11 protein-coding genes are annotated in these 13389 nt (G+C 71.3%); all 11 read left to right on the plus strand.

What is annotated here, in order from left to right; genetic code table 11:
- Window positions 1-29: 29 nt before the first annotated feature.
- Window positions 30-1598 carry a sugar ABC transporter ATP-binding protein gene (locus ACFP3V_RS14540; protein ID WP_380583420.1) on the plus strand — a complete coding sequence of 523 codons (1569 nt, stop codon included), beginning with the start codon at window positions 30-32 and terminating at the stop codon, window positions 1596-1598.
- Window positions 1599-1602: 4 nt separating this feature from the next.
- The gene (locus tag ACFP3V_RS14545) at window positions 1603-2643 is read left to right on the plus strand and encodes an ABC transporter permease (protein ID WP_380583433.1); all 1041 of its coding nucleotides are present in this window, start codon (window positions 1603-1605) and stop codon (window positions 2641-2643) included.
- Between the two features lie 88 nt (window positions 2644-2731).
- Entirely contained in the window at window positions 2732-4057 is a 1326-nt protein-coding gene (locus ACFP3V_RS14550; protein ID WP_380583421.1) for an L-fuconate dehydratase, read from the plus strand.
- Complete coding sequence (locus tag ACFP3V_RS14555) at window positions 4050-4949, plus strand: amidohydrolase family protein (protein ID WP_380583422.1); 900 nt, start codon at window positions 4050-4052, stop codon at window positions 4947-4949. The genes ACFP3V_RS14550 and ACFP3V_RS14555 overlap by 8 nt, the downstream gene beginning before the upstream one ends.
- A 162-nt stretch (window positions 4950-5111) precedes the next feature.
- The gene (locus ACFP3V_RS14560) at window positions 5112-6185 is read left to right on the plus strand and encodes a zinc-dependent alcohol dehydrogenase (protein ID WP_380583423.1); all 1074 of its coding nucleotides are present in this window, start codon (window positions 5112-5114) and stop codon (window positions 6183-6185) included.
- Window positions 6182-6943 (plus strand): SDR family oxidoreductase, encoded by a 762-nt coding sequence (locus ACFP3V_RS14565; protein WP_380583424.1) that lies wholly within the window; start codon window positions 6182-6184, stop codon window positions 6941-6943. Before ACFP3V_RS14560 ends, ACFP3V_RS14565 begins: the two co-directional genes overlap by 4 nt.
- Before the next feature lie 69 nt (window positions 6944-7012).
- Entirely contained in the window at window positions 7013-8077 is a 1065-nt protein-coding gene (locus ACFP3V_RS14570) for an aldo/keto reductase (RefSeq protein WP_380583425.1), read from the plus strand.
- Window positions 8077-8787, plus strand: a complete 711-nt coding sequence (locus tag ACFP3V_RS14575) for a FadR/GntR family transcriptional regulator (protein WP_380583426.1) — start codon at window positions 8077-8079, stop codon at window positions 8785-8787. The genes ACFP3V_RS14570 and ACFP3V_RS14575 overlap by 1 nt, the downstream gene beginning before the upstream one ends.
- Window positions 8788-9019: 232 nt before the next feature.
- The gene (locus ACFP3V_RS14580; RefSeq protein ID WP_380583427.1) at window positions 9020-10570 is read left to right on the plus strand and encodes an alpha-L-arabinofuranosidase B; all 1551 of its coding nucleotides are present in this window, start codon (window positions 9020-9022) and stop codon (window positions 10568-10570) included.
- 134 nt (window positions 10571-10704) lie between these two features.
- Window positions 10705-12270 carry an alpha-L-arabinofuranosidase B gene (locus ACFP3V_RS14585; RefSeq protein WP_380583428.1) on the plus strand — a complete coding sequence of 522 codons (1566 nt, stop codon included), beginning with the start codon at window positions 10705-10707 and terminating at the stop codon, window positions 12268-12270.
- Window positions 12271-12703: 433 nt separating this feature from the next.
- Window positions 12704-13389: arabinofuranosidase catalytic domain-containing protein (locus tag ACFP3V_RS14590; RefSeq protein WP_380583429.1), on the plus strand; the 686-nt coding region annotated here is incomplete at its 3' end.

The following is a 13389-nucleotide window of genomic DNA, read 5'->3' on the forward strand; positions in this document are numbered from 1 at the left end:
CAACTCCACTCAACCACAAGGCGGTTGCGATGAGCGACGGGGACACAGCACACAGCCCCCGGCCCGCTTCGGCCGGCGGCGGGCAGGCATCCAAGGAACCTCCCGTCGTCGAGGCCACGGGCATCACCAAGCGGTTCGGCCCGACGGTCGCCCTCGACGGAGCCCGGATCACCGTGCGGCCGGGCGAGACCCACGCGCTCGTCGGCCGCAACGGCGCCGGGAAGTCCACCCTGGTGTCGGTGCTGACCGGCCTGCAGGCCCCCGACGAGGGAACGGTGGCCTTCGGCGGCCGGCCCGCGCCCCGGCTCGCGGACCGGGACGCCTGGCGGCAGCGGGTGGCCTGCGTCTACCAGAAGTCCACGATCATCCCCGAGTTGACCGTCGCGGAGAACCTCTTCCTCAACCGGCACCACCACGGGTGGGCCGGCCTGATCACCTGGAAGGGGCTGCGCCGCCAGGCGCAGGACCTGTTGACGACCTGGTCGGTGGATGTCGACCCGCAGACGCTCGCGGGTGAACTCTCGGTCGAGCAGCGGCAGTTCGTCGAGATCGCGCGGGCGCTCTCGTTCGGGGCGCGCTTCATCGTCCTCGACGAGCCCACCGCCCAGCTCGACGGATCCGCCATCAACCGCCTGTTCGACCGGATCCGCGACCTGCAACGGCAGGGGGTGACCTTCCTGTTCATCAGCCACCACCTCCAGGAGGTCTACGACATCTGCGACACGGTCACGGTCTTCCGGGACGCCCGGCACATCCTCACCGCGCCCGTGGCGCAACTGCCGCGTCCCGACCTGGTCGCCGCGATGACCGGAGAGGCCGCGGCGGCGGACCGCGCCGAACGCGTCGGGTCGGTCGACGCCGAGGCCCCGTCCGCGCTGCGGGTACGGGAGTTGACCGCCACTGACGGCGCCTACCGGGAGGTGGGCTTCGCGGTCGCCGCCGGCGAGATCGTGGGTCTGGCCGGTGCCGCGGGCAGCGGGCGCACCGAGGTGGCCGAGACCGTCGTCGGACTCCGGGCCGCGGACACCGGCGAGGTGGAGATCGCCGGGAGGCGGCCGCGTCCGGGCAGCGTGCCGGCCGCGCTGGCGTCCGGTGCGGGCTTCGTCCCACAGGACCGGCACCACCAGGGCTACGTGCCGGACATGTCGATCGCGGACAACGCCACACTGTCGGTGCCCGGCCGCCTGGGCCGGTACGGGTTCCTCAGCGGCCGCCGCAGGGACGCCCTCGCCGCCGACATGATCGAGAAGCTGGCGATCAAGACCCCCGGGCCGCACCTGCCGGTGTCCGGACTGTCCGGCGGCAACCAGCAGAAGGTGGTCATGGCCCGGGCACTGGCCGACGACCCGCGGCTGCTGGTCCTGATCAACCCGACCGCCGGGGTGGACGTGCGCTCCAAGGAGTTCCTCCTCGGCAAGGTCGAGGAGACGGCGGCGTCCGGAACCGGAGTGCTCATCGCCTCCGACGAACTCGACGACCTGCGCATGTGCGACCGCGTCCTGGTGATGTTCCAGGGCCGGGTGACCTCGGAGTTCCCCCGCGGCTGGCACGACCACGACCTGGTGGCCGCGATGGAAGGAGTGGACCTCAATGCCTGAAACCATGCCGGAGACCGTCCGCGCGGGGAGCGCCGCGTCCGACACCGCCCCTACCGGCCGGAAGGGCCCGGTGCTGCTGGGCGGGAAGATCCCCCTGGCCCGGCTCCGCGACCTCGCGCTCGTCCCGGCGATCGTGGTCATCGCCGTCGTCGGACAGATCGTCAACCCGGTGTTCCTGCAGACCGACAACCTCATCAACGTGCTGCAGACCATGTCGGAGATGGCGCTGCTGGTGCTGGCCCAGACGATGATCCTGATCGTCAAGAAGATGGACCTGTCCCTGGAGTCCACCATGGGTCTCGCGCCAGGCGTCGCCGCCTGGCTCACCATCGGCAGCGCCGGCCACGGCCTGGGCCTGGTGCCCGGCGCCTGGGCGGTGCCGATCACCCTGGTGACGGGGCTGCTCGTCGGCGCCGTCAACGCCCTGCTGATCATCCGCTTCGGCCTCAACGGGTTCATCGTCACCCTCGGCATGCTGATCGTGCTGCGCGGCATCCTCACCGGCATCTCCGGCGGACAGACCTTCTTCCAACTGCCCGACTCGATGCTGTACCTGGGCACCACCCAGTGGCTGGGGGTGCCCGCCTCGATCTGGATCTGCCTGGCGCTCTTCGCCGTCGCCATCGTCGTCCTCGGGTGGACCAGCTTCGGCCGCTCGCTGTACGCGATCGGCGGCAACATCGACGCGGCGAAGGCCGCGGGCATCCGGACCGACCGGGTGCTGACCATCGTCATCGTCACCGGCAGCGTGCTGGCCGCGCTCGCGGGGCTGCTGCTGTCCGGACGGCTGGCCTCGGTCGCCTCCGCCCAGGGCAACGGCTACATCTTCACGGTCTTCGCCGCCGCCGTCATCGGCGGCATCAGCCTCAACGGCGGCAAGGGCACCATGTTCGGCGCTTTCACCGGCATCCTGCTGCTTTTCATGATCCAGAACGTGCTGACGCTCGCGGGCGTCCCGGCCCAGTGGATCGGCGCCCTCAACGGGCTGATCATCCTGGTCGCTCTGATGATCTCCCGGATCACCGGCGGCAAGGTCCAGAACTGACCCGCCCCGCCCTGCAGGCGGTCGAGCGACCATCCCGCCCCTCATCCATCCCGTCGTCCGCGCGCCCGCGCCCCCCAGGAGCTGCCCCATGCCTTCACCCGGCCACGAGACCGCACGCATCACCGCCCTGGACGTGCTGGACGTCCGCTTCCCGACCTCTGAACACCTCGACGGCTCCGACGCGATGAATCCCGAGCCCGACTACTCGGCCGCGTACGTCGTCCTGCGCACCGACGCCGCCGACGAGCTCGAGGGCCACGCCCTGGCGTTCACCACCGGACGCGGCAACGACGTCCAGGCCGGCGCCATCGAGGCCCTGGCGCCGTTCGTGGTGGGCCGGAGCGTGGAGGAGGTCTGCGGCGACCTCGGCGGCTTCTCCCGCAGGCTGGTGCACGACCCCCAACTGCGTTGGCTGGGACCGGAGAAGGGCGCGATGCACATGGCCACCGGCGCGGTCGTCAACGCCGCCTGGGACCTGGCGGCCAAGCGCGCCGGCAAACCGGTGTGGCGGTTCCTGGGCGAGATGACACCGCAGGAGCTGGTCGCCCAGGTCGACTTCCGCTGGCTGTCCGACGCGTTGACCCCCGAGGAGGCCCTGGACATCCTGGAGCGGGCCGAGCCCGGCCGCCAGGAGCGGATCTCCCGGCTGCTGGAGCGCGGCTACCCCGCCTACACCACCACACCCGGATGGCTCGGCTACTCCGACGAGAAGCTGGCCCGGCTCGCCCGCGAGGCGGTCGCCGACGGCTTCACCCAGATCAAGCTGAAGGTCGGCGCCTCCGTGGAGGACGACGTCCGGCGCATGCGCGTCGCCCGGGAGGCGGTGGGCGACGACGTCCGGATCGCCGTCGACGCGAACCAGCGCTGGGACGTGGCCCCCGCGATCGAGTGGATGCGGCGGCTGGCCCCGTACCACCCCTACTGGATCGAGGAACCCACCTCACCCGACGACATCCTGGGCCACGCGGCCGTGCGCCGGTCGGTGGCCCCGATCAAGGTCGCCACCGGCGAGCACATCGCCAACCGGGTCGTGTTCAAGCAACTGCTGCAGGCCGGCGCGGTGGACATCGTTCAGATCGACGCGGCGCGGGTCGGCGGGATCAACGAGAACATCGCGATCCTGCTGCTGGCGGCCAAGTTCGGGGTGCCGGTCTGCCCGCACGCCGGGGGGGTGGGCCTGTGCGAGATGGTGCAGCACCTGTCGATGTTCGACTACGTCGCCGTCTCCGGCAGCCTCGACGACCGCGTCATCGAGTACGTCGACCACCTCCACGAGCACTTCGCCGACCCGGTGCGGATCGCCGAGGGACACTACCTCGCCCCGACGGCACCCGGCCTCGGCGCCCAGATGCTCCCGGAGTCGCTGAAGGAGTACACGTACCCCGACGGTCCGGTCTGGAGCGCCCGTGCCTGACCACCCGTCACCCGCGCCCACGCCTGCCCTGGTGGACGCCCACCACCACCTGTGGGACCTGAGCGTCCGACCGCAGCCCTGGCTCGACGAACCGGAGCACGCCCCCATCCGCCGTACCTGGACGACCGGCGACCTGCGCGCCGCCGCCACCCGGACGATCCTCGGGCGCAGCCTGACGACCAGCGTGGCGGTGCAGTGCGTGGCCTCGGTGCCCGAGACCGAGGACCTCCTCGCCCTGGCCGGGACGGACCCGCTGATCGGCGCGGTCGTCGGGTGGGTGGACCTGGCCGACCCCGCCGTCGGCGAGGTGCTGGACCGGCTGGGGGAGGGGCCGGGCGGCAGCCGCCTGCGGTCCGTGCGGCATCTCGTCCAGGGGGAGACCGATCCCGCCTGGCTGCAACGGCCCGACGTCGAGCGCGGGTTGACGGCGGTGGCCGATCGGCACCTGGGCTACGACGTCCTGGTCCGGGACCACCAGCTGCCGCAGGCGATCCGGCTGGCCCAGCGCCTGCCGGGACTGCGGCTGGTGCTGGACCATGCGGCCAAGCCGCCCGTCGCCAAGGGCGAACTCGCTGACTGGGCAGATCAGTTGCGCCTGCTCGCGGCCCATCCGCAGGTGTCGTGCAAGGTGTCGGGACTGGTCACCGAAGCCGACTGGCGGCGGTGGACGATCGGCGACATCCGGCCGGTCTGGGACGTCCTGCTGTCCGCCTTCGGCCCAGGGCGGCTGATGTTCGGCTCGGACTGGCCCGTGTGCGCACTCGCCGGCGGCTGGAACCGCTGGGCCACCGCCGTCGAGGAACTCCTGCGCGACCTGTCCGCCGACGACCAGCACGCCGTGCTCGCCGGAACCGCCACCGACTTCTACCGACTGGCCGGGCACAGGGGTTGACCGCCTGTACCACCGACCGGGCTGCCGCATCCCGACAGGGCCACGGCGGGCGAGGCGCCGCTCGCCACCCGACCTCGCCCTGGCGATCACCGCCGGCACCCGCACCCACGCCGACGCGCTGCTGACCGCCGGCGTACGCCGAGAAGGGATCCTCGCCCCACCATGACCGCATCCTCCGCCCTCGCTGTCCGGTACCTCGCCCCCCGCACCCTGGACATGAGCTCCCTGCCCGCTGCGCCGCCGGGCCCCGGAGAGGTCGAGCTGGCGCCCGCCTATGTCGGCATCTGCGGCACCGACCTGCACATCTTTCACGGGCACATGGACGGCCGGGTCACCGCGCCCGCCGTCATCGGGCACGAGATGTCCGGCCGCGTCGTGCGCGTGGGACCCGGCGTCGAAGGCTGGCAGCCCGGCGACGCCGTGACGGTGATGCCGCTGCGCTGGGACGGCACCTGTCCGGCCTGCCTGGCGGGTCATCAGCATGTCTGCCAGCAGCTGGACTTCATGGGCATCGACTCCCCGGGTGCGCTGCAGCAGCGATGGACCGTACCCGCGTCCACGCTCATCCGCCTGCCCGCCGGCCTGCCCCTGGACCGGGCGGCAGTGGTCGAGCCGACCGCGGTGGCGGCGCACGACGTCGGCCGGGCCGACGGCCGGGACGGCGAGCGCGTCGTCGTGGTCGGCGGCGGCCCAGTCGGCATCCTCATCGCGCTGGTCGCCCGGGCCCGCGGCGCGGAGGTCCGCGTCGTGGAGCTGAGCGCGTACCGGCGTGCACTGGCCGGGGACCTGGGGCTGGCCACCTGGGACCCCGCCCGCGACGACGTCCCCGCGCTGGTGCAGGAGTGGACCAGGGGCGCGGGCGCGGACGTTGCCTTCGAGGTGTCGGGCGCGGCCGCGGGCGTCGAGACCGCCGTCGACGTCCTCGCGGTCCGCGGACGGCTGTGCCTGGTCGCCATCCACCCCACGCCACGGGAGGTGAACCTGCACCGCTTCTTCTGGCGCGAACTCACCCTGGTGGGCGCCCGGTTGTACGACCACGACGACTTCACCCGGGCCGTGCGGCTGGTGGCGGACGGCACGGTCCCGGCCGACCTCCTGATCAGCCAGGTCGTGCCCATGGCCAAGGCACAGGCAGCCTTCGAGGCCCTGGAAGCGGGCGGGAACGTCATGAAGGTCCTGGTGCAGTGCGACGAAGCGGACGGCACCGGCAACGACACCACGGAGGCGGACGCATGAACGGCTTCGACCTGACCGGCAAGCTCGCCGTGGTCACCGGTGCCCGGCGCGGCATCGGGCGCGCCATCGCCCGGGCCCTGGCCGAGGCCGGCGCGGACGTCATCGGCGTCAGCGCGCACCTGGACGCGTCCGGCAGCGCCGTGGAGAAGGACGTGACCGGTGCGGGCCGCTCCTTCGAGGCGATCCAGGCCGACCTCGCGGTCCCGGCGGCGGTCCGGGCGCTGGGCGAGGATCTGGCCGGGCGCGAGCGCCCGGTGGACATCCTGGTCAACAACGCGGGCACGATCCGCCGGGCGCCCGCCACCGAACACGCCGACGCGGACTGGGAGTTGGTCCTCCAGGTCAACCTCACCGCGCAGTTCGTCCTGGCTCGTGCGGTGGGTGCGGCCATGGTGGCCCGCGGTCAGGGGAAGATCATCTTCACGGCCTCGCTGCTCAGCTACCAGGGTGGCATCACCGTGCCCGGCTACACCGCCGCCAAGCACGGCATCGCCGGCATCACCAAGGCCCTCGCCAACGAATGGGCGCCGCACGGCGTCAACGTCAACGCCCTCGCGCCGGGATACATCGCCACCGACAACACCCAGGCCCTGCAGGACGATCCGGTCCGCTCCCGCGCCATCCTGGAACGGATCCCCGCGGGACGCTGGGGATCGGCGGACGACCTGGGCGGCGCGGCCGTCTTCCTCGCCTCGGACGCCGCCGCCTACGTCCACGGCACGGTGCTGCCGGTCGACGGCGGGTGGCTGGCCCGATGACGCCGACGTCACCCCGGAGCCCCGGCCACGCCGGGGCCGCAGCCGCCGACCCGACCTGAGGAGTCCCTGTTGCGACGCCGCACCATCCCGCACACGCCGGTGGAACTGACCGAACTGGGCTTCGGCGCCTCGGTGATCGGCAACCTCTACCGCGAGACCTCGGCGGAGGACGCCGCCGCGGCGGTCACCGCCGCCTGGGACGCCGGAATCCGCTACTTCGACACCGCCCCGCACTACGGTCTGGGCCTGTCCGAGCGCCGCCTCGGCGAAGCCCTCGCCGACCGGCCCCGCGACGCCTACGTCGTCTCCTCCAAAGCCGGTCGGCTCCTGGTCCCCAACGAGAGCCCCCGCGGCCGGGACACCGAGGGCTTCGCCGTCCCGGACGAGCTGCGCAGGCAATGGGACTTCAGCCGCGACGGCATCTTGCGTTCGCTCGAGGACACGCTGCGCCGCACCGGTCTGGACCGCCTGGATCTGGTCTACCTGCACGACCCGGACCTCCACTGGGAGCAGGCCGCCGGGGAGGCCATGCCCACCCTGGCGGACCTGCGCGACCAGGGGGTGGTGGGCGCCATCGGCGCGGGCATGAACCAGAGCGCCATGCTCACCCGCTTCCTGCGCGAGACCGCCGCCGACGTGGTCATGCTCGCCGGCCGCTACACACTCCTGGATCAGTCGGCCCTCGACGACGTCCTGCCTGCGGCAGTGGAGTCGGGCAAGGCGGTCGTGGCGGCCGGCGTGTTCAACTCGGGCCTGCTGGCCCGCGATCGGCCTGTCCCCGGCCTGACCTACGACTACGCCGAGGCCCCGGCCGCCCTCGTGGACCGGGCCCGCCGCCTGGCCGAGGTGTGCGAGGCCCATGGGACGACCCTGCCGGCCGCCGCGATCGCGTTCCCGCTCACCTATCCCGCCGTCGTCAACGTCACCCTGGGCATGCGCAGCGCCGACCAGGTGCGGCGGAACGCGGAGTTGTACCGGACGCCGGTCCCTGACGGGCTCTGGGCCGACCTGAGGTCCGAGGGACTGATCCGCGCCGACGCCGCCGACACATGGGATGTCCCTGTTACGCTGCGCCCGAACGACCATCCCGCCCAGCCGGTCCCTCCCGCGGCCGCCCCACGAGGTGTCCACTGATGTCACTCACCGACAAGGCCATCGCGCGCATCCGCGAACTCATCCGCACCGGTGAGCTGCCCCCGGGCTCGAAGCTGCCCCCCGAACAGAAGCTGGCCGCCGACCTGGGCCTGTCCCGCAACCTGATGCGCGAGGCGGTCAAGTCACTGGTCGTCGCCCGGGTCCTGGAGATCAGGCGCGGCGACGGCACCTACGTGACCAGCCTGCAGCCCGGGCTGCTGCTGGAGGGTCTCGGCGGGGCGGTGGAACTGCTCGAGGGCGACTCCGGAGCGCTGCTGGACCTCCTGGAGGTGCGGCGGCTCTTCGAGCCGGTGGCCACCGCCCTCGCGGCGACACGGATCACGGAGGACCGCCTGGCCGAGGTCAAGCAGCACCTGGACGCCATGCGCGAGGCCCGCAACGACGTCGAGCTGCTGAACCGGCACGACGCGGCGTTCCACCGTGCCGTCATCTCGGCCACCGGCAACGAGACCCTGCTCACCCTGCTCGAAGGCATCTCCGGTCGCACGCTGCGTGCCCGGATCTGGCGCGGCATGGTGGACGGCGACGCCTCCGGCCGCACCCTCGCCGAGCACGAGGCCATCTACGCCGCCCTGGCCACCCATGACGCCCCCCTCGCCCAGGCGGCGGCGCTGCTGCACGTCAGCAACACCGAGGGGTGGCTGCGCGACCACCTCGATTCGGGAGCCGGAACCGAGCCGCAGTCCTGACGGCCCGTCAGGCCGCCCTCAAGTCCCGCCGGTGATCCACGGATTGTGTGCGCTAACAACCTTGTGCGCGATGCCTTGACGGTGTCTTGTCGCCTGGACATAGTGATGGCCGTTGCGGTGCCTTGAGATGGTGCGTTCCGCCGTCTCTGTGCACCGCTGTTTCTCGGTCGTGATTGTGAGCGCTAACAAATCCTATTTCGTCCTTCTCCCACCCTCGTGAAGGAGTTCGTTCATGACCGTACGATCCTGGCTGCGCCGCGCCCGGCGGGCGCTCCTGGCGGCGGGCACGACCGCCGTGCTCGCCGCCGCCGTGGTCACCGGCACGGCCGCCACCTCGCACGCAGCCACCCAGGGCCCGTGCGACATCTACGCAGCCGGCGGCACGCCGTGCGTCGCCGCGCACAGCACCACCCGCGCGCTGTTCGCCGCCTACAACGGCCCGCTCTACCAGGTGCAGCGGGCATCCGACAGCGCGTTGCGGGACATCGGGGTGGTCTCGGCCGGAGGTGTCGCCGACGCCGCGGCGCAGGACTCCTTCTGCGCGGGCACCAGCTGCACCATCACCCGCCTGTACGACCAGACCGGCGACGGCAACACCCTGGTCTACCAGGGCCCCGGCGGGACCGGCGGCGCCGACACGGCGGCCACCGCGACCACCGAAGCCGTGAGCGTGGGCGGCCAGAAGGCGTACGCGCTGTACATCAACCCCGGCAACAGCTACTTCGCCTACAACTCCGCCGGAGGCGTGCCCACCGGCAGCTCACCCGAGGGCGAGTACATGATCACCAGCGGCACCCATGCCAACGGCGGCTGCTGCTTCGACTACGGGAACACCGAGACCGACCACCATGCCGACGGCAACGGCGCCATGGACGCGATCAACTTCAGCACCGAATGCTGGTTCGGCGGCTGCAGCGGAACGGGGCCATGGGTGCAGGCGGACATCGAGAACGGCCTGTTCTCCGGTGGCAGCAAGGCATGGAACCCGAACCAAGTCGCCGAGACCAGCCACTTCGTCACCGCGATGTTCAAGAACGACGGCACCACCCAGATGGCGCTCAAGGGTGCCAACAGCCAGTCCGGCAGCCTGACCCAGCTCTACAACGGCGCACTGCCCACCGGATGGAGCCCGATGCACAAGCAGGGCGCCATCATCCTCGGCAGCGGCGGCGACTGCTGCCAGACCAACCACAACGCCAGCGCGGGCACCTTCTACGAGGGCGCCATGGTCAAGGGCTACCCCTCCGACGCCACCGACGCCGCCGTCCAGGCCAACATCACGGCGGCCGGTTACAGCACCACCACCCCGTTCACCCCGGGCGCGAAGGTGTCGCTGCAGGCCACCACCTCCTGCTGCACCGGTGACTACCTCCAGCACGACACCAGCGACGACAAGGTCGTGATCGCGCCGGTGACCTCCGGCAGCTCCGCCACCGTCAAGGGCGACGCCACCTGGATCGTCCGCGCCGGCCTGGCCAACAGCAACTGCGTCTCCTTCGAGTCGGCCAACGCATCCGGCAGCTACCTCAGGCACTACGCCTTCCAGCTGCACCTCCAACCCAACGACGGCACCAGCCAGTTCGCCGCCGACGCCACCTTCTGCCCCAAGGCAGGCAACAGCGGCACGGGCTACTCCTTCCAGTCCTTCAACTACCCGGCCAAGTACATCCGCCACTACAGCCTGACCGGCTACATCGCCAGCGACGGCGGAACCAACGCCTGGGACAACGCCTCCCTGTGGGCCCAGGACACCACCTGGCTCGCCGCCTCCCCCTGGAGCTGACGGACGGCCAGTCCGCCCCGGGTCCGTTCGCCGAGCACGGCTGAGCCGACCGGACCCGGGGCGGACTGGCCGTCATTGCACCGACCCCTCATTGCACCTGATCACCAACCACCCACCCAGTGAACGGAGTTCACGTGAGCAAGCGACCCTGGACACACCGCATCCGGCGCGCCCTGCTGGCCACCGGCACGACCGTCGCGCTCGCCGCCGGCGTGCTCACCGGTACAGCCGCCACCTCCCAGGCCGCGACGCAGGGCCCCTGCGACATCTACGCCTCCGGCGGCACGCCCTGCGTCGCCGCGCACAGCACCACCCGCGCCCTCTACGGCAGCTACAACGGCGCGCTGTACCAGGTGAAGCGGGCCTCCGACGGCACCACCAAGGACATCGGCCTGCTCAGCACCGGCGGTTACGCCGACGCCGCCGCGCAGGACTCCTTCTGCGCCGGCACCAGCTGTGTGATCACCGTCATCTACGACCAGTCCGGCAACGGCAACAACCTCACCCAGGCGCTCAAGGGCTACTGGTCCGGCCCCGCCGCGGGCGGCAACGACAACCTGGCCAACGCGGTCGAGGCCCCGGTCACGGTGGGCGGCCACGAGGCTTACGGCGTCTACATCGCGCCCGGCACCGGCTACCGCAACAACAACACGAAGGGCATCGCGACCGGCGACCAGCCGGAGGGCATGTACGCGGTCCTCGACGGCTCGCACTACAACGGCGGCTGCTGCTTCGACTACGGGAACGCGGAGACCAGCAGCACCGACACCGGCAACGGCCACATGGAGGCCATCTACTTCGGCAACAGCACGGGCTGGGGCTACGGCAGCGGCAAGGGCCCGTGGGTGATGGCGGACCTGGAGAACGGGCTCTTCTCCGGGGTCAACCGCGGACTCAACTCCGGCGACCCGAGCGTCAGCAACCGCTTCCAGACCGCCATCGTCAAGGGCACGGCGAACCTCTGGTCGATCCGCGCCGGCAACGCGCAGTCCGGCGGGCTGTCCACGTACTACAGCGGGGCCCGGCCCAACGTCTCCGGCTACAACCCGATGCACAAGGAGGGCGCGATCATCCTCGGCATCGGCGGCGACAACAGCAACTCCTCGGCCGGCACCTTCTACGAAGGAGTGATGACCTCCGGGTACCCCTCGGACGCGACCGAGAACGCCGTCCAGGCCAACATCACCGCCGTCGGCTACAGCAGCGCCGCCACCGGCACCGGCTCCCTCACTCCGGGCTCCCGGGTCTCCTTGCAGGCTACGACCGCGTGCTGCACCTCGGACTACATCCGTCACGACGACGCCGACTCCAAGGTCGTCATCTCGCCGATCACGTCCGCGAGTTCGGCCGTCGACAAGGCGGACGCCAGCTGGATCGTCCGGGCCGGCCTGGCCGACACCTCGTGCCTGTCGTTCGAGTCCGCCAACAACCCGGGGCAGTTCCTGCGGCACTCCAACTTCGAGCTCTACCTGAACACGGACAACGGCGGAAGCTCGTTCGCGCAGGATGCCACCTTCTGCCCGACCTCGGGCCACAGCGGGCAGGGATTCTCCTTCCAGTCCGTCAATTACCCGACCAAGTATCTGCGGCACTACAACTACACGGTCTACATCGCCGCCAACGGCGGCTCCAACAGCTGGGACAGCAGTACCAGTTGGGCAGCCGACACCAGCTGGCTGGTCGACCAGCCCTGGAGCTGAGCCCGGGAGCGCGACCGCGCGACCACACCCGGCCGCCGGTCGTTCCCGAGCGGGAAGGGCCCAGGACTCCGCCGCAACGCCCGTCCGGCAACGGCGCGCGGCGGGATGTCCCCGGGGACAGGTAACTCCAACCCGTATGTTTCGTCAATGCGTCGAACTAATTTCGGCCTGTGACGGGAGCGGGCCAGGGGGCTGCCGCTGAGCGAAACAGGTGGTGGGGGCGGGGATGGGCCGGATGCAGGCGCCTCGGAGGGCACGGCGGCCCAAGGGGGCGCTGTGCACAGGGACTTGACAGGACGTCAGCGGTGGTTGGACCGTCCCTGTCAACAAGCGCTCCCACAGCCTCCAAGCGGACCGGCATTCGCAGCGGGGCCGATGTTAGCGCTAACAAGTTCATCCCCCACCCATCGCTCCACTGCCTCAGGGAGTTCAGATGAGCAACCCCCGTCCATGGCACCGCCTCTGGCGGTTCTTCCAGGCCGGCACCCTCGCCCGGACCGCGGCTGCCGCCGCGATCGTCCTCGGCGGGACGCTCACCGCCGGGGCGACGGCCTCCACCGGCGTGGCCCAGGCGGCGGCCCAGGGGCCGTGCGACATCTACGCCTCCGGCGGCACGCCGTGTGTCGCCGCGCACAGCACCACCCGCGCCCTCTACGGCAGCTACAACGGGCCGCTCTACCAGGTGCGGCGGGCCTCGGACAACGCGACGGCGAACATCGGGGTGCTCAGCGCGGGCGGCTACGCCGACGCCGCGGCGCAGGACTCGTTCTGCGCCGGCACCAGCTGTGTGATCACCGTCATCTACGACCAGTCCGGCAAGGGCAACAACCTGACGCAGGCGCCCGGCGGCGGGGCGGCCGGCGGCCCGGACAACCTCGCGAACGCCACCGCCGCGCCCGTCACCGTCGGCGGCCACAAGGCCTACGGCGTCTACATCGCACCCGGCACCGGCTACCGCGACGACAACACCTCCGGCATCGCGACCGGCGACCAGCCGGAGGGCATGTACGCGGTCCTCGACGGGACCCACTACAACGGCGGCTGCTGCTTCGACTACGGCAACGCGGAGACCAGCAACAACGACACCGGCAACGGCCACATGGAGGCCATCTACTTCGG

The organism is Streptacidiphilus monticola (assembly GCF_042658505.1).
Lineage (GTDB): Bacteria > Actinomycetota > Actinomycetes > Streptomycetales > Streptomycetaceae > Streptacidiphilus > Streptacidiphilus monticola.